This window comes from Chryseobacterium sp. AC417 (genome assembly GCF_979258215.1).
Window position 1 is genome coordinate 493,501 of sequence record NZ_OZ409845.1, and the last position, 23,616, is coordinate 517,116.

Sequence of the window (23,616 nt, forward strand, 5' to 3'; positions counted from 1 at the left end):
AGTGTAAATTTTCTAAGAAGGCGATGTAGAAATTGATGAAAACATTATATCAAATAATTATATTTTCTATTTTCTTTACGTCGTGTAAAGAAGAAAAGTATAAATACGATATTTCTGACTTTCGAGCTGAATTGAGACCTTCTTTAAAAAGGTTATTAAAGGAAAAATCACTTCCTTCCAATGATACGATTGCAAGAAACTTTATCGAGAAAAATGCAACAAACGAAGAACTAATAAAATTAATGGATGCAAACAATCCATTATTAAGAATTATAGCATATAGAACAATTGTTAATCAAGAAAAGCCTGAATATTTTGATTTATTAATAAACCATTTGAGTGACACGGCAAAAGTAAGCTGGTGGTATCATGAAGATGCTGTAGATAAGTTTTATGTTTCAGATTTAATGATTAGAAAAGCTCATGATGAAAATGGTTTATCTCCGATTCAAAAAAAGTATTTGGTAGAAAAAGTCTTGATGGAGCATCCTTATTTAGAAACTTCTACTTGGATGATTCACAATATTAATCCAAATGAAAAATATTATCATTTGATTAAAAAAAGAGCAGGATTAAAAAGTGATAAGTCCGGAGAACAATTATCTGCTTGTTTTGCTTTAAGTAAATTTAAAAAGAAAGAAGATGTAAATTTGCTTTACGAGGTTTTCAATCAAAATATTAAAAATGAATATTGTATAACGTGGATTTTTAGAAGCATTGAAAAGTTTCCAAATGTCAGATTTTTTCCAATTTTAGAGGACTATTTTAAACAAAAAATAAAAGGTAAACTTTTAGAAGAAGAGAATATATTTGATGATGTATTATATTTTTCGAGAGCTGTAGCTGCATATAAAAATGAGAATGCGTTAACGATTTTGAAATATATAGAACAGAATAATACTTACATCAATAAACCAGCTTGGCCACCTTCAAATAAAAAATATGTCTATAAAGCTGTGCTTATAAATTACAATACAATTTATGACGATTTAATTAAACAAATTCAAAGCGAATTTAAAAAAGGAGATTTAGAAAAATTAGGATTTGGACGAGAATTACTTGAATATGATGAAGAATCAAATTGGTAAAGACGTTTAGGAAACCAAAGGTTTAAAGTATAGTTTTTCTATTTATTAAATATATAAAATATTGAATGTCAAATTTCATCATCGAAATTAATAATCTTTACAAGAAATACAAAAATTCGGAAGAGTTTTCCGTTAATGATATTTCTTTGAACATCGATAAAAACGAAATCTACGGAATTCTCGGTCCCAACGGAGCGGGTAAAACCACCTTGATTTCTATGCTTTCAGGTTTAATTAAACCAACGTCGGGAAGTTATAAGATCAATGGTCTGTCGCCTCAAAAAAATGGCACAAAAATCAAACAACTTATCGGTGTAGTTCCACAGGAATATGCACTTTATCCTACTTTGACGGCTAAAGAAAATCTTTTATTTTTCGGAAGTTTGTATGGTTTGAAACATGCTTATCTTCACAAAGCCATCGATGAAGCACTAGAATTAATGGGCTTAACCAAATTTGCCAATAAAAAAGTCGATCAGTTTTCCGGCGGAATGAAACGCCGCTGCAACCTCATCGCAGGAACACTTCACAACCCGAAAGTTTTGTTTCTGGACGAACCGACGGTTGGCGTTGATGTTCAGTCTAAAAAAGCCATTATTGATTACCTTTTAGATTTAAATAAAAGAGGAACGTGTATCATTTACACTTCGCACCACCTTTCCGAAGCGGAGGACTTTTGTACAAAAATATCAATCATCGACCACGGAAAGATCCATGCAAGCGGAACACCGGCAGAATTGATTGCTCAGGTAAACAATGCGAAAAATCTGGAAGAAGTTTTCATATCATTAACAGGAAAAGAATTGAGAGATGTTGTATAAATTGTGGAGAAGTTTTATCAAAGAAATTCTTTTGCTGAAGAGAGATTCCGGCGGAATTGTTATTATTTTCCTGATGCCATTACTGTTGATTATTACCATCACCTTAATTCAGGATTCTACCTTTAAAAATCTGGAAGGAACAAAAATTCCGATTCTTTTTGTAGACAATGACCGATCAGAGATTTCTAAAAGTATAAAGTCTGAATTGGAAGGCAGCAAAACTTTTGAACTTATTACTGATTTAAACGAAAAAGATGCCGAGAAAGCCGTTTTCACAGGCGATTATCAAATGGCAATCGTTATTCCGGAAAATTTAACGAAAGATTTGAATTCTAATATTGATTCTAAAGTTCAGACGATCGTGAGCTCTTTTGGATTGGAAACAGATTCTACATCAGCAAAACCAGTATCTGTAAAAGCAAAAGATATTCATTTGTATTTTGATCCTGCAACCAATATGAGTTTCAAAAACTCTGTAATGAATGCGGTGAGCAAAATGGTTTTTCAAATAGAAAATAAAAAAATATACAAATCTTTTCAGGACCAATTGGGAACGGATGACAGCCTGGAGGAAAGCAAAAACCTTATCAGTTTTAAAGAAATTTCGCCCATAAAAGACAAAAAAGAAATTCTTCCTAATTCTGTACAGCACAACGTTCCGGCTTGGGCATTGTTTGCAATTTTCTTTATTGTGGTTCCGCTTTCTATTAATTTGGTAAAAGAAAAAAGCCAGGGAACGAGCGTGAGAGTTCGTGTGAGTCCTACACCCTATTACATTCATATTTTAGGAAAAACATTTACCTATCTCATCATCTGCGTCATCCAATTTCTATTGATGGTTGCGGTTGGCGTTTACCTTTTCCCGTATATGGATTTGCCACAGTTTGAAGTTGCCGGCAAATTATTCCCAATGATTATCGTGACGGTTTTTGCAGGTTTGGCAGCCATCGGATTTGGCGTATTGCTTGGAACTTTAGCAGAAACGCAGGAGCAATCTGCACCGTTTGGTGCAACTTCCGTTGTAGTTTTAGCGGCAATTGGCGGAATCTGGGTTCCTGTTTTTCTGATGCCTGAATTTATGCAGAAAATTGCCAATTTATCACCAATGAATTGGGGTTTGAATGCCTATTACGATATCATTTTGAGAAACAGCGGCATTGCTGAAATAGCACCTGAACTTTGCTTTCTGTTTTTATTTTACGTGTTGATGGTAAGTATTTCTTTAATTTATGAAAGAAAACTCCACAGCATTTAATTGTTTTTAATTAAATTAATCTGAAAGAAATATGCAGTCGAAAGAAACGTTAAGTTGTACCGAGGAAATACGTGTAAGATTCAACGAGACAGATCCGCTGGGAATTGTTTGGCACGGACATTATATCGTGTATTTTGAAGACGGAAGAGAAGCTTTCGGAAGACAGCACGGTTTGACGTATCTCGACATTCAGAAGGCAGGATTTGTAACGCCGATTGTGAAAAGTACCTGCGAACATTTTCTTCCCTTGAAATATGGTGAAACCTTCAATATCGTAACAACTTTCGTAAATTCTGTTTCGGCGAAATTGATTTATAAATACGAGATTTTCAATCAAAACAATCAGTTGGTTTGTAGCGGAGAAACCATTCAGGTTTTTTTGGATTCCGATAATAATTTATGTCTGTACAATCCAGAGTTTTTTCAGGCCTGGAAAGATAAAATGGGATTATGATGAAGGAAATTTACATTACCGATTATCACTGCATCACACCTTTGGGTTTTGATGTTGAATCAAATTGGAAAGCCCTTCTGAAAGGAAAATCCGGCGTGGCTTTGCATAAAGTCACAGATAATAAGGAAGCTTTTTATATTTCTAAAATTGATTCTGAAAAACTGGAAGAAGAATTTAATAAAAACTTCAATAATCAGAATTTCACAAGACTTGAAAAAATGTTTTTGCTGAGCCTGAAACCTTTAGTGGAAAGACATCAGATCTCAGATGAAACTGCTTTTATTCTCTCAACGACAAAAGGAAATATCAGTTTATTAAAAAATGAAACTACTTTACCGGAAGGTGTTTATCTTTCGAATTTAGCTCAAAAAATTGCTGATTTTTTCGAATTTAAAACCAAGCCGATTGTGGTTTCCAACGCCTGTGTTTCCGGCGTAATGGCGATTTCTGTGGCAAAAAATATGATTCAGGCAGGAAAGTATAAAAATGCTTTCGTGGTTGCCGGAGATGAGATTTCAGAGTTTGTGATTTCCGGTTTCAATTCTTTTCAGGCGATTGCTCCGGAACCTTGTAAACCTTACGACAAAACCCGCAACGGAATTAATCTGGGTGAAGCGACGGCGGCAGCCTACATCACTTCTACTCCGTCAGAAAGCGAGAAGTTCAAGTTTAAAATTTTAGGAGATTCAGCAATTAACGATGCGAATCACATTTCCGGACCGTCGAGAACGGGTGACGGATTGTTTGCCAGCATTCAGAATGCAATGAAAGAAGCGAAAGTTTCAGCAGAGCAAATCGATTTTATTTCCGCTCACGGAACGGCAACTATTTATAACGACGAAATGGAAGCCATCGCTTTCAACAGAATGGATCTTCAGAATGTTCCGCTGAACAGTATGAAAGGCTATTACGGTCATTGTCTGGGCGCTTCCGGACTTCTGGAAAGTATTATTTCAATGGAATCTGCCTTGAACAGTACTTTAATTCCATCTAAAAATTTTAAAGAAATGGGCGTTTCTCAGGATTTGAATATCATTAAAAAAAATCAGTCAGCGGAAATTAAGTATATTTTGAAAACCGCTTCCGGTTTTGGTGGGTGTAATGCAGCGATAGTTTTGGAAAAAGCATAAAATAATTTTGTAATTTTGATAGAATTAAAGTTTTAGGAAATGGAATCTCCTTTAGAAATCAGAAAAAGAATTCACGAATTTGTTGATATTGCAGATGAAAGAATTCTGCGTATTATCAATGGAATTATAGATGTTGAGGAACAGGAAAACTATTATCCGACAATTCCTGATTGGCATTATGATGAAATAAACGAAAGACGAGAAAAATACTTAAGCGGAGAAAGCAAATCTTACACTTGGGAAGAAGTCAAAGAAAAAGCAAAATCTGCTTTGAAATGACCTATGAATTAATTTTACAGGAAGAGGCAAGTCTGGAAATTCTGGAAGCGTACATATATTATGAAGACGCACAAGAAGGTTTGGGAGAGAAATTCATGAAACATCTGGACAAGTATTTACAAAGAATTCTAAACAATCCAAAACATTTTCAGCTTAAAAAAAATTACAGAGAAGCTTATATTCACAAGTTTCAATACCTCATTGTTTTCGACATTATTGATTCCAAAATCATTGTACTCTCTGTTTTCAACACTCATCAAAACCCAATAAGAAAGCCTTAAACTTTTTGAAAAACTCAATGAAGAAAACAGATATTTGCACCATAGAAAGTTCAAAAATAATCGTCAACGAACAAATTATTTTTGAAAGCCCAACCGAAAATTTCTCAGATTTCGCTAAAGAAGCTTATAAAAGTTTAGAACTGAATTATCCTAAATTTCATAAAATGGATAATCTGAGCAAACTGGCATTTCTCGCCTCAGAAATGATTCTGAAAAACGACGACCACAGCAAAACTGCATTGGTTTTCGCTAACAAATCCTCAAGTCTCGACACTGATTTTAAATATCAGGAAAGTATTAATTCTCAAGACAATTATTTCCCGAGTCCTGCTGTTTTTGTATACACTTTACCAAACATCTGTGTCGGTGAGATCAGCATTAAACATAAAATGCAGACCGAAAATGCTTTTTTTGTTTTGGATGAATTTGATGAAGATTTTTTAAACTTATACGCAAAGCAGATTCTCCAATCTGGTAAGGCTGAAAAAGTCTTATGCGGCTGGGTCGAACTATATCAGGAAAGTTATACAACTTTTGTATATTTGCTAACTGCGTAATTTAACAATATAACATTATAACAATGTAACAATACGATTCAGTTTAATTGGTAAACTGGTACATCAATACATTGGTAAATTTTTGAAAAATGGAAGATTTAAAATTAGAATTAAAAAACAAAATTATAGACGTTCTTAATCTTGAAGATGTTGCAATAGAAGAAATTAAAGATGCAGATCCGTTATTCGGCGGCGGTCTTGGATTGGATTCTATTGATGCTTTGGAATTAATTGTTCTTCTTGACAAAGACTACGGAATCAAACTTGCCGACCCGAAAAAAGGAAAAGAAATTTTCCAGTCTATTGAGGTTATGGCAAAATACATCGAAGAAAACAGAACAAAATAAATTAATTTACCAATCTGACAATGTAACAGTCTAGCAATAATTGGTAAACTGTTACATTGATACATTGTTACATTTGTAAAAGATGAGTCAAAAAATTGCTATCACAGGAATGGGCATCATTTCCGCCATTGGTAACAATGTTGCGGAAAATTTCGTTTCGCTGACAACTGGTAAACACGGTATTTCAGATATTGAAATGTTTGAAACACGCCACGCCGGAAACATTAAAACAGGCGAAATAAAATTATCTAATGAAGAACTTGTGCAGAAACTTCAGCTTAATGGAGATAATAACGCTACAAGAACCGTTTTATTAGGAATGGTTGCAGCAAAAGAAGCTGTAGAAAGTGCCGCAATTTCGGATATTAATGAATACAGAACCGGGCTCATTTCCTCTACAAGTGTAGGCGGAATGGATATTACCGAAAAATATTTCTACGCCTACGAAGATTTTCCTGAAAAGCAAAAATATATCGATTCACATGATGCCGGAAGCTCATCATTAGCAATTGCCGAATTTCTTGAGTTAAAAGGAATGGTTTCTACCATCAGCACCGCCTGTTCTTCTGCAGCCAATGCCATTATGATAGGTGCAAAACTGATTAAAAATGGCGTTCTTGACAGAGTGATTGTCGGTGGAACAGATTCTCTTTCAAAATTTACTTTGAACGGTTTTAATACGCTAATGATTTTAACGGATTCTTACAACACTCCTTTTGACAACGACAGAAAAGGTCTCAATCTGGGTGAAGCAGCCGCTTTCCTCGTTTTGGAATCTGACGAGGTTGTGAAAAAAGAAAATAAAAAAGTGCTCGCTTATCTTTCCGGCTACGGAAATGCCAATGATGCGCATCATCAAACTGCTTCATCAGAAAACGGACAAGGTGCTTATTTAGCCATGGAAAAAGCTTTGAAAGTGTCAGGTTTAGATAAAGAAAACATCGATTACATCAACGTTCACGGAACGGCAACGCCAAATAATGATTTATCGGAAGGCATTGCAATGATCAGGATTTTTGGTGAAAACCAAGTTCCGGAATTCAGTTCTACAAAAGCGTTTACGGGTCATACTTTGGCAGCGGCAGCGGGAATTGAGGCAGTTTACTCAATTTTAGCAATGCAGAACAATCTGATTTTCCCAAATTTAAATTTTAAAACCAAAATGGAAGAATTTGATCTGACACCGGTTACCGAACTGAAAGAGAAAAATATCAGTCACGTACTTTCCAACTCATTTGGGTTTGGAGGAAACTGTTCAACTTTAATTTTTTCTAAATAATGAGTGCAGTTTATATCCATAGTGCAGCCTGTATATCGGTTCAGGACACTTTGAACGAAAATTTCTTCGATACTTTAAAACCCGAAAATTCCGTTCAGGTTTTAAATGCCATTGAACCCAATTACAAAGAATTCATTCCGCCTGCAATGAGCAGAAGAATGTCTAAAACTGTAAAAATGAGTTCAGTTGCTTCCACAAAAGCATTGCATGAAGCAGGAATTGAAAAACCTGACTCCATCATCGTAGGAACCGGAATGGGCTGTTCTCAGGATTCGGAAAAATTCCTTAAAAATGTACTGGAAAACAATGAAGAATTTTTGACACCAACGTTTTTCATTCAGTCAACACACAATACGGTTTCAGGACAAATTGCTTTGAGATTGCAATGTCATGGATATAATTTCACCTATGTAAACCCTTCTTCATCGCTGGAGTTTTCTATGTTGGATGCTCAACTTCAAATCAAAGATGGCGAAGCTTCAACTGCTTTGGTGGGTTCTACAGACGAGCAAACCGAAAGAACAATGGAATTGTACAATCTGAATAATTCCATTAAGAAAGAAGAAAATCTTCCTGCTGATTATCTGAATTCAAAAACTGAAGGGGTGATTTGGGGCGAAGGTTCGAGCTTTTTTGTTTTAGGAAAAGAAAAAACTGAAAGTTCGTATGCTCAACTGATAGATATTCAGATTGTTAACAGGTTAGAATTAGATGAAACTCAAAAATTCATTGAGATTTTTTTAGCGAAAAATAATGTAACCAATCAAGATATAGACGCTGTGATTTTAGGTTTCAGCGGAGATTCAGAATCTGATGTTTATTATAAAAACGCTTCCGAATTATTTCAAAATTCTTCTTTATTATATTACAAACATTTGAGTGGCGAATTTAATACAGCAAGTGGTTTTTCGACATTTATGGCTTGCCATATTCTTAAAAATCAGGAGATTCCGGAAGTAATGATGATGAATGAAGTGAAGAAAGAAAATATCAAAAATATTCTTTTATACAATCATTTGAGAGGAAACGACCATAGCTTGGTTTTGTTGGAAAGGGCTTAATAACTCTGAGTAATATTTAAAAGTAAGTTTGTCATTCCGTAGGATCTCTGCATAGATTGTTTAGATTCCTACGGAATGACAAAAAGACCTTTGAGGTTTTAATCCAAAAACAATAAAGATGAAACACCATCCATTTATAATCTTTTATCTTTTCTTGAACCTTTTAATTTACTTATTTCAAGCAACGATTTGGGTGTACATCTTTTGCTTAATCTTATTTTCAGCAGTTGTAATTTGGGGTTCATTTGATGTTCAATTAGGATATTTTGTCAACAATCTTACTCGTAAAAAAACAAAAATTAAAGAAGTCGCTCTGACATTCGATGATGGACCGACAGAATTTACACCGAAATTTTTAGATTTATTAAAAGAAAACAATATCAAGGCAACGTTTTTCTGCATCGGAAAACAGATAGAAAAACATCCCGAAACATTTCAGAGAATCATTGCAGAAGGTCATTCGGTTGGAAATCATACTTTTTCACATTCCAATAACACCGGATTTTTATCCACTTCAAAAATGACTGAAGAAATTGATAAATGTGATGAAGTAATTCGAAAAATCGGGAATATCAGCACCAATTTATACCGACCACCTTTCGGTGTCACCAATCCGAATATTGCGAAAGCCATCAGGAAAACTCAGAAAATAAGCATCGGCTGGAATGTTCGTTCGCTGGATACAATCATTCAGGATGAAAAGAAAATTTTTAAGAAAGTAACGAAAAGTTTAAAAAAAGGAAGCATTATTCTGCTTCACGACACTTCGGAGAAAACCTACAATGTTTTGGTTGAATTATTGTTATTTTTGGAGCGTGAAAAATATTCGACTTTCACTATTGATACAATAATTAAATCTAAAAATAATGATTAAAAATATAGCTCTTGCAGCATTTATATTAATTTCAAGTTTAGTTTTTGCTCAAAATATAGCAATGACAGCTGCAGAATCAAAAATTTTTGTCAATAAAATCTCATCCGAAAGTAAGAACATCAAAACTTTACAAAGTGATTTCGTTCAAACCAAAAAAATGGATTTCCTGGATAAAAACATTGTCACGCAGGGTAAAATGTCTTTGAAATCTCCAAATACGCTGAGCTGGAAATACACAAAACCGTATCAGTACAGTATTATTTTTAAGGAAAATAAAATTCTCATCAATGACCAAGGGAAAAAATCTTCTGTCGATGCAAAAAGTAAAACCTTTGAAAAAATCAACAAATTAATTGTAGGAAGTTCAAACGGAAAGATGTTCAGCGATCCTGAATTCTCTGTCGTTTATTTAAAAAATTCAACTTCGAATATTGCTAAATTTACTCCAAAATCAGCTCAATTACTGAAATACATTAAGCAAATAGAACTTCATTTTCCTAAAAATCAATCAACAGTTTCACAAGTGAATATGACGGAAGCTTCTGGAGATACCACAAATATTGCTTTTAAAAACACCAAAATCAATGCGCCGATTCCTGCTTCCGAGTTTTCTTTGTAGTTTAGTTTTTCTGCTGATTGTTTCATGTACAACCTATCAGCTGGAAGATATAAAATCGGTTTCGAATTCTGAAAAAACAGTTGAAAATGTGTATTTTTCATCAAAAGAAGATTATGTGTATAAATGCCAAATGGATATTTATAAAAATCACATCAGCGGAATTTTAATCATTAAAAAAATCTCCGAAATCACGCACAGAGTTGTGATGACTTCAGATTTCGGCAACAAAATGATCGATTTTGAAATTTCTGAAAATGATTTTAAGCTCAATTATGTTTTGGCAGATTTAGACAAAAAAATGATTATTAATTTTTTACGAAATGATTTCCAGGAGTTGTTGAGACAAAAATATTCTGTAGCTGAAACTTTTGAAAATAATGATTCTAAGATCTATCTGGCAAATCTTGATAAGAAAAAATACTATTTATACTTCAACAAAGAAAATGGTTTATTAGATCAGATCATTTACACGAATAAGAATAAGGAGAAAATCGATTTTACTTTTGTTGCCAAAAAACCTACTTTTGCAGAGACCATTCATCTTAAGCACAAAGATTTTAAGATTAACATTCAACTCTTTCAAATAACCGAAACAGAATAAAATGCAAACCATACTTACAGATTTTTATACTTTAGAAAGCTACGACAAAGCAGAAAACGGAAGTTTTACAGCAAACATAAGACTTAACAAAGACCACGAGATTTTTAAGGGTCATTTTCCCGGAAATCCTGTTACACCTGGAGTTTGCATGATGCAGATCGTAAAAGAACTGACGGAAGAATTTTCAGGCAGAAAACTTTTCCTAAAATCGGCTTCTAATGTAAAGTTTATGGCCATCATTAATCCTTTTGAAACACCGGAATTAATCATGCAATTAGACATTAATGAAGGTGAAAATGAGATAAAAGTAAAAAGTACCACTTCATTTGGCGAGACTATTGCATTGAAGATGTCAGTTAATTATACTAAAATATGAAACTCTTACTTTCATTCCTAGCTGGTTTATTTTTTCTTTTTCAAAGTGGCGACATCGAAGCCTTGAGAAATTCATATTCTAAAGCAAATCAATCTGTAGACGGTGCTAAAAATTTTATTCAACTGGCAGATAAGAAATCTTCCTCTGATCCTGTAATTTCTGCTTACAAAGCTGCTGCAGATATTCTTGAGGCTAAAGTGACCACAGAGAAAAACAAAAGAAAATCTTTTGTAAAATCAGGAGCTACCAGTCTTGAGAGCGTTATAAAAAACAATCCGAATAATGTAGAATTGAGACTTATCCGGATGAGCGTTCAGGAAAATATTCCTAAAATTGTGGGCTATAATTCAAATCTAAAAGCTGACAAGACTTTTATCCTCAATAATTATGGTAAACAGAACGCAGCTTTAAAAACATATATCAGAAAATTTGCTATGCAGTCTAAAACAATGACCGCAACTGAAAAAAATTCATTAAAATAATGATACTTTCTGAAGTGAGAAATGCAATTATCCAAAAGAAAATCTGCGTTTTAATTCCTACCTACAACAATCATAAAACTCTGAAAAGAGTGATTGACGGCGTTTTGGAATACACTGAAAACATTATCATTGTGAATGACGGTTCTACAGATTCTACTTCAGAAATTTTAAAAAATTATCCTCAACTTACCACTCTCAATTTACCTGAAAACAAGGGGAAAGGAAACGGTTTGAAGACAGGCTTCAGAAAAGCGAAAGAATTGCGTTTTGACTATGCAATAACCATAGATTCTGATGGGCAACATTATCCCGACGACATTCCCGTTTTTGTAGAAGCTCTGATGAGCGAAGGTGAAGATGTTTTGCTCATCGGAAACCGAAACATGTCGCAAGAGGGAATTCCGAAAAAAAGCAGCTTTGGAAATCGATTTTCTAATTTCTGGTTTTGGTTTGAAACGGGAATCAAACTGGAAGATACGCAATCCGGTTACAGGCTTTATCCGTTAAATAAGATTCCGAAGAAATATTTTACTCAAAAATTCGAGTTTGAAATAGAAATTATTGTAAGAACTGCCTGGAAAAGCATTCCTGTAAAAAATGTTCCTATAAAAGTACTTTACGATCCTGCGGAAAGGGTTTCACATTTCAGACCATTTAAAGATTTTACGAGAATCAGTATTCTGAATACTATTTTGGTAATTATAGCTTTAGTGTATATCATTCCAAGAAATTTCATCCATAATTTCAGAAAGAAAAGTTTTAAACAATTCATCAAAGAAGATGTATTGGAAAGTGACGGAGACAACAGAACCAAAGCATTTTCAATTGCGCTCGGAGTTTTTGTTGGCTTTTCACCATTTTGGGGATTCCATACGTTGCTTGTGATTTCTTTGTCGGTTCTTTTCAAGTTGAATAAGGTTCTGGCTTTCGTTGCATCGAACGTGAGTTTACCACCATTCATCCCTTTTATTATTGCTGCTTCACTTTTTTTAGGATCGCCTTTTATTGCTGGAGACAGCAATGTTTTTAGTCGGGAATTAAATTTTGATCTGGTGAAAAATAATTTTCTTCAATATTTTATCGGAAGCATGATCTTAGCAACCTCAATGTCTTTTATTGCAGGATTATCCACGTTTTTATTTTTGAATAAAGTGCGTCCGGAGAATACTTAATTAATGCGTTGTGATTTTACTAAAATCACTTTAATTTTTTTAAAGTTTTTCTTAGATACTTCTCAATATTTTCTTTATCCGGAATTGTGGTGACTTCCTTAGTTAAAGCTTTTTTAAATTCAATTTTTGCTTTCTGATAATTTTTTTGACGGAAATAATATTTTCCCGATTGATAATAAACCAGCCAAAAATCAGGATTCAAAGACTGATAATGGTTGATAAATTCTTCTGAAAGTAATGTGTTCTCATCTTCAAATTGAGAACCAAGTTTTTTGAATTCTTCATAATTATTAAACTCTTGAGAATCTGTAAAATCATCTTTTGCGATATTGAGTTCTGAAGTAGCCAGTTCGTTATTTTGAAATCTGTTTTCAGAGAAAATTTTATTTAAATCGTAACAGACAAATTCGCCCAGCTGATAAGGATCTGACGATACCCAAACCAATCTTTTCTCAGGCGAAAAAACTACAGCGTGATGTGCTAAAAGCTGATTGATCGCTTTCTCATTTCCAAAACCAATATTTTTGTCTTTCAATCCGGATTTGTCTCTTAAAACAGCAACCAATTTCTCAGGATTCATTTTAGGATTTTCCTGCAACAATTCTTCAAGCTTTTGGTAGCGATATTCAGAATGGCTTTCTGCAATGTGTTTTTGATTTCTTTTATCGTTTTTGTAAGCATCAGACTGAAAATGATTGGTACAAAAAATTTTGTTTGAATTAAGCACATCATGTACACCGAAATTCTTAGGTGAAACTTCAATAATCACTGCTTTTTTATCTTTTGCGCTACCTACAAGTATAGATTCAGATACAAAAACCTTTCGTTTTTTAGCAATTGCTACTGCTTCATCAATATTTTTGGCAAATTGCAAAATCTCTCTTGTAACCAAAGAAATTGGTGTCTTCGCCGTCAACGGAATTTTAGATTTTCCTGCATTGATCGTAACTGTAATTCCTTCTTTATTCATTCCGGAAACTACGCCAATCATTCCCGGCCAGCTTACAGACATATAAGGAATTCCGTTTTCGGGTTCTACAAACTCAATTAATTTGTTTTTAGCAAATTCTTCTCCGACAGAAAAATCAAAATTTCTCCCTATCAGCAAATTACCGTCTTCAGTATTCTCATTCCATACGGCGAGAGAAGTACAGCCAACCACCATCAAATCCTGCATTGCATGACCAATATCGTGAGCGCCGTGCAGATACATATTCCTTTGGAATTTGGGAGCAATAAAATTATACCTATCTGATGAATATTGAGATAATCCGAATAATTCAGCCTGGAAGTCTTCTCTCACATTCAGATACATTTTCCGGTTGTACCATTTCAGAAAACCACGCAAAAGATTTTGTTTAAATTTTGAAGGAACAAAACCTTCCACTTTTGAAAAGAAAATCTCTTCCTGTTTCTGCATTAAATTTTGAGTGAGTGCTCCATTGTTATAACCTAACTGCAAGGGATTTCCCTTAATATACAATTCCCAGATCTGATGATGATTTTTGGTTAAATAATTATGATTAAAGATGAAAGTAGAGTCGTTGATTTTATTGACTTCAGGAACTTCCAAAGCATACTGTTTTACACCAGGAATATGTTTTACAGATTTAGAAACCCCACAGGAAGTGAGACTTAAAATAAAAAGCAAATAAACGTAACCCCTAATTTTCATCTGTTTGATTTAAAAATTCAGTTAAGCGTTTATCAATTACTTCTTTACCTATAATTTCAGCGCAGGTATTGAATGCACCAATGGTACAGCCTAAAATTCCGTGCAAGTTGACGGACTGTCCGGTAAGGAAAAGGTTTTCAATTTTCATGCGTGGTGAAACCATTGTTTTTAGAGGGTTTTCAGAACTTTTAATGTATCCGTACATATTTCCTTCAAAACTACCAATATAATCGCGGTAAGACAAAGGTGATGACGTATACGTATTCTTTATAGATTCTCTCAGATTTGGAATTTTCTTTTCCAAAGCCTGAATCATTTTTTCAGCTTTTTCAAGTTTAAATTTTTCATACAACTCATCTCTTTTCTTTTGATTTGCTATTGTGTTGAACGTATTTTCCCATTCTTTGACCTCTTCAAAATCCATATAAGAAATTGCGGTAAGGCTTTCAGCAAATACAGGATGTTGTTTTGAAGGTGTGGATGAAAGCATATATGTTTCCGGCCAGTTTTCTTTTCGATAACGATAGGAATTCCAAACTAAATCTTTAGAGGAAAAGTGGTAGATATTATGATTAAAATTTGAAATAACATTCGGTTTTAAAACCAAATATACACTGAAGCACGAAGAAATCGGTTTCCAGCTTTGAATTCTATTGAGAAATGATTTCTTTAGTCTTTTTTCACCAATCAATTTAATTACGGAACGGATTTCTATATTTGAAATAAACTGTCTGGCAAAATATTCTTTTCCTGCTTTTGTTTTAACAGAAGTTAATGTATTGTTTTCACCAAAAACAAATTCTGAAACTTCAGAATGTTTATGAACATCCGCACCATATTCCCGTAACTTTTTGAGGAGCAGTTTAGAAAATCTGGCTTCCGCCTCTTGCACATTTATAAGCACTTTGAATGTAAGAATTGACCGTCAAAGCATGAACATAAAATGGTGTATTTTCAGAATCTCCTCCGTACAGAAAATTTGAACCTAATAAAACTGCCTGAAGTTTTTCGTTTGAAGTAATTGATTCTATGAATCTTTTGGTATTAAGGTGCAAAATTTCCTCGCTGTAATTGTTTTTCCCGACCACATTATATCTCGGGAAACAGTTACAAACACGTTGAATTTCTTCACAATAATTTTCCAGATTTTCTTTTTCATCAGGAAAATATTCTGAAAGTTTTTTTACAAAATTATCATAGCCTTGAGCGTGAGGATATTCGGTTTCATCATGATCAAAAGTGATTTTGTCATAACCGTTTTCATCCATTTTCTGAAGTTCAAGATCATTGATAATTCCTAAATAAGAAAAAAACTGATGGAGATTTTGCCCTTTTGACAGTCCGCCAAGATAATGAACGCCGGTATCGAAAATCAGTTTATCTCTGGAAAATGTCTGCAAGTTTCCGCCATACTGATTGTTTTTTTCAAGAACACAGACTTCAAAGCCTTCTTTCGCTAAAATCAAAGCTGAGACAAGTCCTCCCAATCCGCTACCGATAACCAATATGTCGTATTCCTTTTTCAATTACAATTGTTTTGTTTTTAAAGTGAAAATCACATCACTTTTTTTATTAGACCGACATTTCGGTGCTTCGCACCTCTCCACTTTGCTTTATATATTTTTACCAGCATTTCACTGCTTTGCAATTTAAAACGATGAATTGCATTCATCGGAAACCTTTTGTTAGCTGGAAAGCTAAGCAAAAAAAGATTGGAGGCTGAAGACGGAATAAGCTGTCATAAAATTATTGAAAACTAATCAATGTCATCCCAAAAATCGAAGTAATTGAACCATTGCAACGGATATCTTTTGATCATCGATTCAAGATTTTGAGTGTATGAACTTAAAAGTCCCTGTGCATCGCGTTTTTTGACCTGTTGAGCGACTCTTGCGTACAAATGATAATGCAGGTTTTTTTCTTTCATCACATAAACATACACGACCGGAACACCCAATCTTGAAGCAATAAGAAACGGACCGGCAGGAAATTTCGCAGTTTTTCCAAGCAAATCTGCCTCGAGAAATTTTGAGCCTTCGAAATAACGGTCGCCCGTGAAACAAATCAGTTCGTTTTTAGATAAAGCTTCATTAATGTCGAAAATATGCGACATATCGTCTTTTACGTAGATGAATTTGATGTTGCTCTGTTTTACAGTAACACTTTCCAAATATTCTTTAATTACGGTAACTTCCTGATCGGTAGTGACTAAATTGATTTGGCAATCGAAATCTATATCTGCAAAAAAATGCTCGGCAATTTCAAAGTTTCCGATATGTGCGCTGATGAGAACGCCTCCTTTTTTTTCAGCTAAAAGGTTTCTTAGGTTTTCGATTCCGTCAAATTCGTAGGTGTATTTTTCTCTTAATCCTGCGGAAATAGCAGTTTTGTCTATTAAGACTGTTCCGAATGTGAAGTAACTTTTGAATATCGAAATTTTGGACTTCCAATAATCATAGTGTAATCTTTTTTGAAAATAATAGGAAATGTACTGATTGCTTTTTTTTTCGAAAAGTGAATAGTAAGTCGCCACAAAATAAAGGACAAAATAAGAACTTCGGATCCCCAAATTTCTAATGCACCAAACGAAGATTTTATAACCTAGGATTGTACCTTTAGACTTGCCTTTCCACTTGTTCATAATTTTAATTTAACAATGTACAATAAACATTGGTAAACTGCTCACTTTGATACATCTTATATTATTAAGGAGTAAATATTTAATCAATAACTATGCGTTTTTCTCAGTGATTTTATCTTCGATTGCAGAATAGAAATCATCAAAGGTGATGATGTTTTTAAAATCTGCTTCTCCTAATTTCACCCCAAAATTGGATTCGATGATCACCACCAAATCGATATAATCTAAACTGTCTAAACCCAAAGTCTTCTTGAAATGGGCGTCATTGCTGATCTCATCACCATCCACCTCAAATTCATTGATTAAAAAATCATTAGCAATGGCAACAATTTTTTCTCTTTCCATCTTTTTACTCAAATTTTTTAACGATTAATGCAGAATTTGTTCCTCCGAATCCGAAAGAATTGGACAAAAATACGTCAATTTTTTGATTTTTAGTTTCAGCGATCAGATTTATCTTTTGAGCATCTTCATCGGGATTTTCTAAATTGATATTGGGAGCGATGAAATCATTTTGCATCATCAAAATAGAATAAATAACTTCACTTGCACCTGCCATCCAACATTCGTGTCCGGTCATGGATTTTGTAGAACTGACAGGAACTCTGGTTCCGAAAATCTCATGAATTGCTTTTGCCTCATTCGTATCTCCTAAAGGTGTGGAAGTTGCATGAGCATTGATATAATCAATATCTTTCACTTCTAAACCGGATTGTTTTAAAGCCCGGTTCATTGCTAAAGCCGGACCGTCAATATTCGGTGTAGAAATATGTCCGCCGTTTGAAGAAAAACCGTAACCTACAATTTCTGCAATGATATTTGCGCCTCTTTTCTGTGCAGATTCTAAGCTTTCAACAATTAAAGAGGCTGCTCCTCCACTGGGAATCAAGCCGTCTCTGTCTGAATCAAAAGGCCGGGAAGCTTTTGTAGGCTCATCTTCTCTTACAGAAAAAACCCCTAATCCATCAAAACTCGCCATTGCATATTTATTGGTTTCCTGAGCGCCACCACAAAGAATGATCTCCTGAAATCCATTTTTTATCATCATATAGGCCAGCCCTAAAGAATGAGAACCACTCGCACAGGCCGCACTTATCGTTAAATTGATTCCTCTTAATTTAAAAATGGTAGAAAGATTCATCGTAACGGTGGAGTTCATCGATTTGAAAATCGCCCCGGAACCCATTAAAGTGGTATCTTTTTTTTCTCTTGCAATGTCTATGGATTCAACCACCGCTTTAGAAACACTGTCGTTTCCGTATAAAATTCCAACTTCATTATGGTCTAAAAAGTCCTGATCAATCATTGCCTGTTTTAGAGCATCAAGTGTTGCGAGATAAGCATATTCGCTTTCTTCGCCCATACTTATACGTTGGCGTCTGTTGAGAAGGTTTTTAAGATCCGGTTTGGGAACGACTCCACTAAGACCCGACCTGAAACCAAATTCTTTTCTTTCATCGACTAAAACAATCCCGGATTTACCTTCATACAGGGATTCTTTCACTTCTTCCAAAGAAGTTCCGATGCAAGAATAAATTCCCATTCCGGTAATGACTACCCTATTTTCCATTTTATAAATTCAAGGTTAAAAGTTTAAAATTAAACTTAGTAAGCTTATGAATAAATTCCTCCGTTAATATTTATTACTTCGCCGGTAATGTAAGAAGATTTTTTTGACGCTAAAAAAGCAACCAAATCTGCAACTTCTTCGGCTTCACCAAATCTATTTACAGGAATCATTGACTTCAGTTCATCTTCATTAAAATCCTGTGTCATATCTGTTTTGATAAACCCCGGAGCAACTGCATTTACCGTGATATTTCTTTTCGCAACTTCTTGAGCCAAAGCTTTTGTAGCTCCTACTAATGCACCTTTTGCCGCAGAATAATTGGTTTGTCCCGCCGTTCCTTTCACTCCGGAAACTGAAACCATATTGATGATTCTTCCGTATTTGTTTCTCAATAATTTCTGAATAAAGAAATTGGTGACATTATAAAAACCATTTAAACTCGTGTTAATCACAGAGTTCCAGTCTTCACTTGGCATCCACATGAATAATCCGTCTCTTGTAATCCCTGCGTTATTGACGATGACCTCAACAATTGATTTTGGATTATTTTCCTGCCATTCATTTAAAACTTTTAAAGTTTCTTCAGCATTTCCTACATCGAATTTAAGAATTTCACCTGTAGATCCTAATTCTTCAACTTTCGCTAAAGTTTCTTTTGCTGCAGCTTCGTTGGAAGTGTAGTTGATTAAAATATGATAATTCTTATCTTCTGCCAGTTTTATACAGATGGCTCTTCCAATTCCTCGGGAACCGCCTGTTATAATTGCACATTTCATGTGTTTTGTCTTTATTTAATTTAAAAATGGTTATGTAGTTTTTAAATATTTTTTGACTTTCTCCAAATACGGATACATAATCATGTCGTCAGAAAATACCGGAATCAGTTGTCTGATACCATCGTATAATTCTTTCGTGCTGGATGAAACTTTATCCTGATAACCTAAATATTCTATTGCCTGAACAACAGTTATTGCTTCAATTGACAACACTTCAAAGGCATTTTCAATTACTTTTCTGCAAATCACAGCAGCATTTGTTCCCATGCTTACAATATCCTGATTATCATTATTATTAGGAATACTGTGAATATACATCGGATTAGACAACATCTGGCTTTCTGCAGTAGTAGAAGTCGCAGTAAACTGAACTCCCTGCATCCCAAAATTAAAGCCTAATTTACCTAAATTTACAAAAGGAGGCAAAATTTCGTTGATTTTCGAATTCAAAAGATAATTCAACTGTCTTTCTGCCAACATCGTCAGTTTTGTTACTACAATCTTCAGTTTATCCATTTCCAAAGAAACATAATCACCGTGAAAATTTCCACCGTGATAAACGTGCTGATCTGCAACATTAATAATTGGGTTATCGTTTGCTGAATTGATCTCATTTTCAAGAACTTTCTCAGTATATTCCAAAGTATCCAGAACGGGTCCTAAAATCTGAGGAACACATCTTATCGAATAATATTCCTGAACTTTTTCTGTGAAAACCTTTTCCTGTTCCTCAAAGTGAGTGTATAAGTGGTCTTCTCTTTTTCTGATTAATTTACTGTCAGATAAATGACTACGCATTTTCTCTGCAATTTTCTGCTGTCCTGCATGAAGTTTTGTTCCGTTCAGCACTTCTGAAAAATGATCATCATATGCCTGAACGATCTCATTAATGGCACATGATAATTTTAATGAAATTTCAGTTAACTGATTGGCTTTGTAAGCATTAACAATGCCAATTCCAGACATAACAGAGGTTCCGTTCATCAAAGCTAAACCTTCCCGGATTTCAACCTGAATTGGTTCTAAACCTTCCGCTGCAAAAACTTCTTTTGTGGATGTTCTTTCACCTTGATAAAAAACTTCGCCTTCACCAATTAAAACTAAGGCAAGATGGGCTAACTGAACTAAATCACCACTTGCTCCTACTCCGCCGTGCTCGAAAATCAACGGTGTAATATCTCTGTTTATTAATTCTTTAAGCAAATTAACAACAGACTCATGTACTCCAGAGTTCCCTAATGACAAAGTGTTTAATCTTGCCAGCATGCAGGCTTTTACCTCATCTGCCGGAAGCGGGTTTCCTATACCCGAAGAATGACTTCTGATTAAATTATATTGTAACTGATGCGTATCTTCATCACTGATTTTGAACTGAGCCATCGGTCCGAAACCGGTATTCACACCATAAATTACTTTATTTTTTGAAAATTCTTTAAGGAACGAAAAACTTTCATTCACTCTCTGGAGAAGTGACTGGTCTAATTCGATGCTTTCGTTTTCAATAATAATTCGCTGAAAATCTTTCAGTTCTAAAAAGTTATTTATTTTCATCAATTAAAAGTAATAAGATATAATTTTGTAAAATATAATTAATTGTCACTAATTTTGCGCAAAGATAAAAGTTTTATTAAACAAATGAACAAAGAAATTTTTGATGTTTTAGTAATTGGAGCTGGACCTTCCGGATGCGTATCTTCTGCTTATCTAAAGAAGAATAACATCAACGTGAAAGTGGTTGAAAAAACTCAATTTCCAAGATTGGTTGTCGGCGAAAGCCTCATTCCGAGAGTGATGGATCATTTTTATGAAGCCGGGCTGTTTCCAGCTTTAGATAAAATGGGCTTCGAAAAGAAACTGGGAGCACGTTTTATGCGTGGAAATGAAGTCTGCATTTTTGATTTCAGCAATAAGTTCGGAGAAGGCTGGGATTGGACGTGGCAGGTTCCGAGAGCCGATTTTGACAACACTTTAGCTCAGGAAGTCATTCATCAAGGAGTTGACCTCGAATTTGAAACTGAAGTGATCGGTATTGAATTTAATGGTTCTGATTCCATTACTACCGTTAAAAACAAAGACGGAAAAACGAAGGAAATTCATGCGAAATTTGTGATCGACTCAAGCGGTTACGGAAGAGTTTTACCAAGACTTTTAGATTTAGAAAAACCATCGAAATTGTCTCCTCATTCTGCAATTTTCGCTCATGTTGAAGACAGTAACAGAGAGGAAGGCGAAGAAGGAACTTTGATTTCTTTTGATATTATTGAAACGGAAGTTTGGTTGTGGGTAATCCCTTTCTCCAATGGAAATACAAGTGTGGGAATTGTAGGACCAACCGAATATATTGATCAATTATCTGAAAACGGCAATACAACTGAAGCTTTGAGAAAAGCAATTTCTCTTTCTGATTATTATGTGAAACGTTTCGGGGATGTGGAATTTCTTTTTGAACCAAGACATTTAAAAGATTATTCGTGTTCAGTAAAAAAACTATTCGGAGACGGATTTGCTTTAACAGGAAATGCTTCTGAGTTTCTAGACCCCGTTTTTTCTTCGGGAATGGCATTCGCAACAGAATCCGGAATGTTGGCTGCAAAATTAGCGATCCGACAGCTGAATGGTGAAATGATTGATTGGCAAAAAGAATATTCAGATTATATCCTCTACGGAGTCAACGTTTTTACAACGTATGTGAAAGAATGGTATACCGGAAATCTCCAGGAATTATTTTTTCATCAGCCGGAAAACCCGGATGTCAAAAGAAAAATCTGCGCAGTTCTCGCAGGTTACGTTTGGGACAAAAAAAACACTTTTGTGAGAATACACGATACCGCCATCGTAAACCTAGCCAATTTCATTAAAGCAGAAAAGCAACAGGCATAAAAAAAGGGTCTGAGAATTTTTTCAGACCTTTTTATTTATCTTAAGTCTAAAAAATTAATCGGCTTTCTGCTATTAGGATTGAGAACTTCTTTAGATAAAACGTCAAAATCGACTATTTCAATTTTCGGACTTACCCTTAATTTTGCCCTGAAATGATCACGCACCTCACCTTCAAAACTTTCAATCTCTCTTTCTGTACTCAGTTTAATGATAATTTCATCTAAACCAATTTCATTTGATTGAATAACAATTTGATAACATAATATTCCATCAAAATCATTCAGAATATCATTCATTGCAGGAGGATACAATGTTGTGCCTTTATATTTAATCATCTGTTGTTTTCTTCCGACAACCGGACCCAATCTCATTGTATTTCTTCCGCATTGGCAAGGCTCGTAATGTGCTTTAACCAAGTCTCCCGTTTTAAATCTTAACAAAGGAAGCGCTTCAACGCCTAAAGTTGTAATCGTCAGTTCACCGCTTTCTCCATTTTTTACAGGATTTCCTTCGTCATCAAGAATTTCTGTTATAATTAATTCCGGATGATGATGACCGCCGTTTTGAAATTCACATTCGGTAAAAGCTGTACTCATCTCCGTGGAAGCATACGTTGAAAATAGTTGTATATTCCATTTCTCTTTAATTTTCTGCGAAAGAATATTATCCGTAAAATCCTGATTTTTGATACTTTCACCAATACAAACGGCTCCGTAAACACTTGAATTTTTATAATCTACACCATGTTTTTCGGCGTAGTCGATCATTTTTAGTAAAAAAGAAGGAACTGTAATCAAATATTTAGGCTTATATCTGAAAATCGAATCCCACTGCAATTCGGGAATTCCGGGACCCATTCTTACAACACTCGCACCCATTTTTCTTAAACCTAAAAAATAGGCAAGACCAGCCATAAATCTCTTATCAATCGTGGTTATCATCTGCACAACATCACCTTTCTGAATTCCTGCACATGATAGAGATATTGCTTCATTGTAGGCAACTCTATCCAAATCTTCTTCAGACAGACCGAAAGTTACAGGATCACCTAAAGTTCCGGAAGTCGTGCTGTAATCAACAATCTGATTCTTTGGAATGCAGAAAAAATCATCATTATTCTGCTGAATATCATTCTTTGTCGTTGTGGGAATTCTACGTAAATCTTCCAAAGTCTGAATCTCAGAAATCTGAATATTATTTTCCTCAAATAGCTTCTGATAGAAAGGAGAATGCGTTTCAAGATATTGTAAAAGCTTCTGAAGTTTTTCTTCCTGAAACTTTTTGATATCCTGAATAGCTGCTTTTTCGATGATTGGGAAGAGTTCCACTAGTTTAAATTTAGAAGACAAATTTATTTAATTAAAATTAAAAAGGTCAAATGATTATTACTATAAAACA

General features: G+C 34.4%; 27 protein-coding genes. 18 read left to right on the forward strand and 9 right to left on the reverse strand.

Annotated elements, in window-relative coordinates; genetic code table 11:
- Positions 1–35: 35 nt before the first annotated feature.
- From ACZZ9T_RS02355 to ACZZ9T_RS02435, 17 genes are all read left to right on the forward strand, one after another.
- Positions 36–1,088 carry a hypothetical protein gene (locus ACZZ9T_RS02355; protein WP_463440757.1) on the forward strand — a complete coding sequence of 351 codons (1,053 nt, stop codon included), beginning with the start codon at positions 36–38 and terminating at the stop codon, positions 1,086–1,088.
- A gap of 65 nt (positions 1,089–1,153) precedes the next feature.
- The gene (locus ACZZ9T_RS02360) at positions 1,154–1,909 is read left to right on the forward strand and encodes an ABC transporter ATP-binding protein (RefSeq protein ID WP_463440758.1); all 756 of its coding nucleotides are present in this window, start codon (positions 1,154–1,156) and stop codon (positions 1,907–1,909) included.
- A complete protein-coding gene (locus ACZZ9T_RS02365; RefSeq protein WP_463440759.1) occupies positions 1,899–3,164 on the forward strand; it encodes an ABC transporter permease in 1,266 nt (421 codons plus the stop codon). The genes ACZZ9T_RS02360 and ACZZ9T_RS02365 overlap by 11 nt, the downstream gene beginning before the upstream one ends.
- A gap of 31 nt (positions 3,165–3,195) precedes the next feature.
- Positions 3,196–3,618, forward strand: coding sequence for an acyl-CoA thioesterase (locus tag ACZZ9T_RS02370; RefSeq protein WP_463440760.1), 423 nt, complete (start codon positions 3,196–3,198; stop codon positions 3,616–3,618).
- Positions 3,615–4,748 (forward strand): beta-ketoacyl synthase N-terminal-like domain-containing protein, encoded by a 1,134-nt coding sequence (locus tag ACZZ9T_RS02375; protein ID WP_463440761.1) that lies wholly within the window; start codon positions 3,615–3,617, stop codon positions 4,746–4,748. The genes ACZZ9T_RS02370 and ACZZ9T_RS02375 overlap by 4 nt, the downstream gene beginning before the upstream one ends.
- Positions 4,749–4,787: 39 nt before the next feature.
- Positions 4,788–5,027, forward strand: coding sequence for an addiction module protein (locus ACZZ9T_RS02380; RefSeq protein ID WP_463440762.1), 240 nt, complete (start codon positions 4,788–4,790; stop codon positions 5,025–5,027).
- On the forward strand, positions 5,024–5,308 hold the full coding sequence (locus tag ACZZ9T_RS02385) for a type II toxin-antitoxin system RelE/ParE family toxin (protein WP_463440763.1): 285 nt from the start codon (positions 5,024–5,026) through the stop codon (positions 5,306–5,308). Before ACZZ9T_RS02380 ends, ACZZ9T_RS02385 begins: the two co-directional genes overlap by 4 nt.
- Before the next feature lie 17 nt (positions 5,309–5,325).
- The gene (locus ACZZ9T_RS02390) at positions 5,326–5,865 is read left to right on the forward strand and encodes a 3-oxoacyl-ACP synthase (protein WP_463440764.1); all 540 of its coding nucleotides are present in this window, start codon (positions 5,326–5,328) and stop codon (positions 5,863–5,865) included.
- 89 nt (positions 5,866–5,954) lie between these two features.
- The gene (locus tag ACZZ9T_RS02395) at positions 5,955–6,212 is read left to right on the forward strand and encodes a phosphopantetheine-binding protein (RefSeq protein WP_463440765.1); all 258 of its coding nucleotides are present in this window, start codon (positions 5,955–5,957) and stop codon (positions 6,210–6,212) included.
- A gap of 82 nt (positions 6,213–6,294) precedes the next feature.
- Positions 6,295–7,491, forward strand: coding sequence for a beta-ketoacyl-[acyl-carrier-protein] synthase family protein (locus ACZZ9T_RS02400; RefSeq protein ID WP_463440766.1), 1,197 nt, complete (start codon positions 6,295–6,297; stop codon positions 7,489–7,491).
- On the forward strand, positions 7,491–8,552 hold the full coding sequence (locus tag ACZZ9T_RS02405; protein WP_463440767.1) for a beta-ketoacyl synthase N-terminal-like domain-containing protein: 1,062 nt from the start codon (positions 7,491–7,493) through the stop codon (positions 8,550–8,552). Before ACZZ9T_RS02400 ends, ACZZ9T_RS02405 begins: the two co-directional genes overlap by 1 nt.
- A 118-nt stretch (positions 8,553–8,670) precedes the next feature.
- Positions 8,671–9,426, forward strand: a complete 756-nt coding sequence (locus tag ACZZ9T_RS02410) for a polysaccharide deacetylase family protein (RefSeq protein ID WP_463440768.1) — start codon at positions 8,671–8,673, stop codon at positions 9,424–9,426.
- Positions 9,419–10,045 carry a flexirubin biosynthesis/transport protein LolA2 gene (gene lolA2, locus ACZZ9T_RS02415; protein ID WP_463440769.1) on the forward strand — a complete coding sequence of 209 codons (627 nt, stop codon included), beginning with the start codon at positions 9,419–9,421 and terminating at the stop codon, positions 10,043–10,045. The genes ACZZ9T_RS02410 and lolA2 overlap by 8 nt, the downstream gene beginning before the upstream one ends.
- Positions 10,011–10,646 (forward strand): flexirubin biosynthesis protein LolB2, encoded by a 636-nt coding sequence (gene lolB2, locus ACZZ9T_RS02420; RefSeq protein ID WP_463440770.1) that lies wholly within the window; start codon positions 10,011–10,013, stop codon positions 10,644–10,646. The genes lolA2 and lolB2 overlap by 35 nt, the downstream gene beginning before the upstream one ends.
- A gap of 1 nt (position 10,647) precedes the next feature.
- On the forward strand, positions 10,648–11,022 hold the full coding sequence (locus ACZZ9T_RS02425) for a 3-hydroxyacyl-ACP dehydratase (protein WP_463440771.1): 375 nt from the start codon (positions 10,648–10,650) through the stop codon (positions 11,020–11,022).
- Entirely contained in the window at positions 11,019–11,504 is a 486-nt protein-coding gene (locus ACZZ9T_RS02430; protein ID WP_463440772.1) for a hypothetical protein, read from the forward strand. Before ACZZ9T_RS02425 ends, ACZZ9T_RS02430 begins: the two co-directional genes overlap by 4 nt.
- A complete protein-coding gene (locus ACZZ9T_RS02435) occupies positions 11,504–12,676 on the forward strand; it encodes a DUF2062 domain-containing protein (protein WP_463440773.1) in 1,173 nt (390 codons plus the stop codon). Before ACZZ9T_RS02430 ends, ACZZ9T_RS02435 begins: the two co-directional genes overlap by 1 nt.
- A 25-nt stretch (positions 12,677–12,701) precedes the next feature.
- Here the strand turns inward: ACZZ9T_RS02435 and ACZZ9T_RS02440 are convergent, their stop codons facing one another.
- From ACZZ9T_RS02440 to flxA, 8 genes are all read right to left on the reverse strand, one after another.
- The gene (locus ACZZ9T_RS02440) at positions 12,702–14,351 is read right to left on the reverse strand and encodes a C45 family autoproteolytic acyltransferase/hydolase (protein WP_463440774.1); all 1,650 of its coding nucleotides are present in this window, start codon (positions 14,349–14,351) and stop codon (positions 12,702–12,704) included.
- Positions 14,341–15,243 carry a phytoene desaturase family protein gene (locus ACZZ9T_RS02445; RefSeq protein ID WP_463440775.1) on the reverse strand — a complete coding sequence of 301 codons (903 nt, stop codon included), beginning with the start codon at positions 15,241–15,243 and terminating at the stop codon, positions 14,341–14,343. The genes ACZZ9T_RS02440 and ACZZ9T_RS02445 overlap by 11 nt, the downstream gene beginning before the upstream one ends.
- Complete coding sequence (locus ACZZ9T_RS02450; protein WP_463440776.1) at positions 15,215–15,877, reverse strand: phytoene desaturase family protein; 663 nt, start codon at positions 15,875–15,877, stop codon at positions 15,215–15,217. The genes ACZZ9T_RS02445 and ACZZ9T_RS02450 overlap by 29 nt, the downstream gene beginning before the upstream one ends.
- 230 nt (positions 15,878–16,107) lie before the next feature.
- On the reverse strand, positions 16,108–16,992 hold the full coding sequence (locus ACZZ9T_RS02455; protein WP_463440777.1) for an LpxL/LpxP family acyltransferase: 885 nt from the start codon (positions 16,990–16,992) through the stop codon (positions 16,108–16,110).
- 90 nt (positions 16,993–17,082) lie between these two features.
- Complete coding sequence (locus ACZZ9T_RS02460; protein ID WP_463429824.1) at positions 17,083–17,337, reverse strand: acyl carrier protein; 255 nt, start codon at positions 17,335–17,337, stop codon at positions 17,083–17,085.
- A gap of 4 nt (positions 17,338–17,341) precedes the next feature.
- Positions 17,342–18,562, reverse strand: coding sequence for a beta-ketoacyl-[acyl-carrier-protein] synthase family protein (locus ACZZ9T_RS02465; RefSeq protein WP_463440778.1), 1,221 nt, complete (start codon positions 18,560–18,562; stop codon positions 17,342–17,344).
- Positions 18,563–18,606: 44 nt separating this feature from the next.
- Positions 18,607–19,338: a flexirubin biosynthesis SDR family reductase FlxB gene (gene flxB, locus ACZZ9T_RS02470; RefSeq protein ID WP_463429826.1), complete on the reverse strand. Its 732-nt coding sequence runs from the start codon at positions 19,336–19,338 to the stop codon at positions 18,607–18,609.
- Positions 19,339–19,368: 30 nt separating this feature from the next.
- Positions 19,369–20,889, reverse strand: a complete 1,521-nt coding sequence (flxA, locus tag ACZZ9T_RS02475) for a flexirubin biosynthesis tyrosine ammonia-lyase FlxA (RefSeq protein ID WP_463440779.1) — start codon at positions 20,887–20,889, stop codon at positions 19,369–19,371.
- Positions 20,890–20,973: 84 nt separating this feature from the next.
- Here flxA and ACZZ9T_RS02480 point away from each other — a divergent pair, with 84 nt between their 5' ends.
- The gene (locus tag ACZZ9T_RS02480; RefSeq protein WP_463440780.1) at positions 20,974–22,218 is read left to right on the forward strand and encodes an NAD(P)/FAD-dependent oxidoreductase; all 1,245 of its coding nucleotides are present in this window, start codon (positions 20,974–20,976) and stop codon (positions 22,216–22,218) included.
- Between the two features lie 35 nt (positions 22,219–22,253).
- On the opposite strand, the gene flxY is transcribed toward ACZZ9T_RS02480, so the two are convergent.
- The gene (flxY, locus tag ACZZ9T_RS02485; protein WP_463440781.1) at positions 22,254–23,546 is read right to left on the reverse strand and encodes a flexirubin biosynthesis putative acyl-CoA ligase FlxY; all 1,293 of its coding nucleotides are present in this window, start codon (positions 23,544–23,546) and stop codon (positions 22,254–22,256) included.
- Between the last annotated feature and the right edge of the window lie 70 nt (positions 23,547–23,616).

What these genes read in the sequence shown, in the direction of transcription:
- ACZZ9T_RS02380 (WP_463440762.1), top strand. Translation starts at nt 4,788, where the DNA reads ATGGAATCTCCTTTAGAAATCAGAAAAAGAATTCACGAATTTGTTGAT.
- ACZZ9T_RS02400 (WP_463440766.1), top strand. Translation starts at nt 6,295, where the DNA reads ATGAGTCAAAAAATTGCTATCACAGGAATGGGCATCATTTCCGCCATT.
- lolA2 (WP_463440769.1), top strand. Translation starts at nt 9,419, where the DNA reads ATGATTAAAAATATAGCTCTTGCAGCATTTATATTAATTTCAAGTTTA.
- ACZZ9T_RS02390 (WP_463440764.1), top strand. Translation starts at nt 5,326, where the DNA reads ATGAAGAAAACAGATATTTGCACCATAGAAAGTTCAAAAATAATCGTC.
- ACZZ9T_RS02355 (WP_463440757.1), top strand. Translation starts at nt 36, where the DNA reads ATGAAAACATTATATCAAATAATTATATTTTCTATTTTCTTTACGTCG.
- ACZZ9T_RS02440 (WP_463440774.1), bottom strand. Translation starts at nt 14,351, where the DNA reads ATGAAAATTAGGGGTTACGTTTATTTGCTTTTTATTTTAAGTCTCACT.
- ACZZ9T_RS02405 (WP_463440767.1), top strand. Translation starts at nt 7,491, where the DNA reads ATGAGTGCAGTTTATATCCATAGTGCAGCCTGTATATCGGTTCAGGAC.
- ACZZ9T_RS02455 (WP_463440777.1), bottom strand. Translation starts at nt 16,992, where the DNA reads ATGAACAAGTGGAAAGGCAAGTCTAAAGGTACAATCCTAGGTTATAAA.
- flxB (WP_463429826.1), bottom strand. Translation starts at nt 19,338, where the DNA reads ATGAAATGTGCAATTATAACAGGCGGTTCCCGAGGAATTGGAAGAGCC.
- ACZZ9T_RS02435 (WP_463440773.1), top strand. Translation starts at nt 11,504, where the DNA reads ATGATACTTTCTGAAGTGAGAAATGCAATTATCCAAAAGAAAATCTGC.
- ACZZ9T_RS02395 (WP_463440765.1), top strand. Translation starts at nt 5,955, where the DNA reads ATGGAAGATTTAAAATTAGAATTAAAAAACAAAATTATAGACGTTCTT.
- ACZZ9T_RS02385 (WP_463440763.1), top strand. Translation starts at nt 5,024, where the DNA reads ATGACCTATGAATTAATTTTACAGGAAGAGGCAAGTCTGGAAATTCTG.
- ACZZ9T_RS02375 (WP_463440761.1), top strand. Translation starts at nt 3,615, where the DNA reads ATGATGAAGGAAATTTACATTACCGATTATCACTGCATCACACCTTTG.
- ACZZ9T_RS02365 (WP_463440759.1), top strand. Translation starts at nt 1,899, where the DNA reads ATGTTGTATAAATTGTGGAGAAGTTTTATCAAAGAAATTCTTTTGCTG.
- ACZZ9T_RS02465 (WP_463440778.1), bottom strand. Translation starts at nt 18,562, where the DNA reads ATGGAAAATAGGGTAGTCATTACCGGAATGGGAATTTATTCTTGCATC.
- ACZZ9T_RS02430 (WP_463440772.1), top strand. Translation starts at nt 11,019, where the DNA reads ATGAAACTCTTACTTTCATTCCTAGCTGGTTTATTTTTTCTTTTTCAA.
- ACZZ9T_RS02370 (WP_463440760.1), top strand. Translation starts at nt 3,196, where the DNA reads ATGCAGTCGAAAGAAACGTTAAGTTGTACCGAGGAAATACGTGTAAGA.
- ACZZ9T_RS02460 (WP_463429824.1), bottom strand. Translation starts at nt 17,337, where the DNA reads ATGGAAAGAGAAAAAATTGTTGCCATTGCTAATGATTTTTTAATCAAT.
- ACZZ9T_RS02410 (WP_463440768.1), top strand. Translation starts at nt 8,671, where the DNA reads ATGAAACACCATCCATTTATAATCTTTTATCTTTTCTTGAACCTTTTA.
- flxA (WP_463440779.1), bottom strand. Translation starts at nt 20,889, where the DNA reads ATGAAAATAAATAACTTTTTAGAACTGAAAGATTTTCAGCGAATTATT.
- ACZZ9T_RS02360 (WP_463440758.1), top strand. Translation starts at nt 1,154, where the DNA reads ATGTCAAATTTCATCATCGAAATTAATAATCTTTACAAGAAATACAAA.
- lolB2 (WP_463440770.1), top strand. Translation starts at nt 10,011, where the DNA reads ATGCGCCGATTCCTGCTTCCGAGTTTTCTTTGTAGTTTAGTTTTTCTG.
- ACZZ9T_RS02425 (WP_463440771.1), top strand. Translation starts at nt 10,648, where the DNA reads ATGCAAACCATACTTACAGATTTTTATACTTTAGAAAGCTACGACAAA.
- ACZZ9T_RS02480 (WP_463440780.1), top strand. Translation starts at nt 20,974, where the DNA reads ATGAACAAAGAAATTTTTGATGTTTTAGTAATTGGAGCTGGACCTTCC.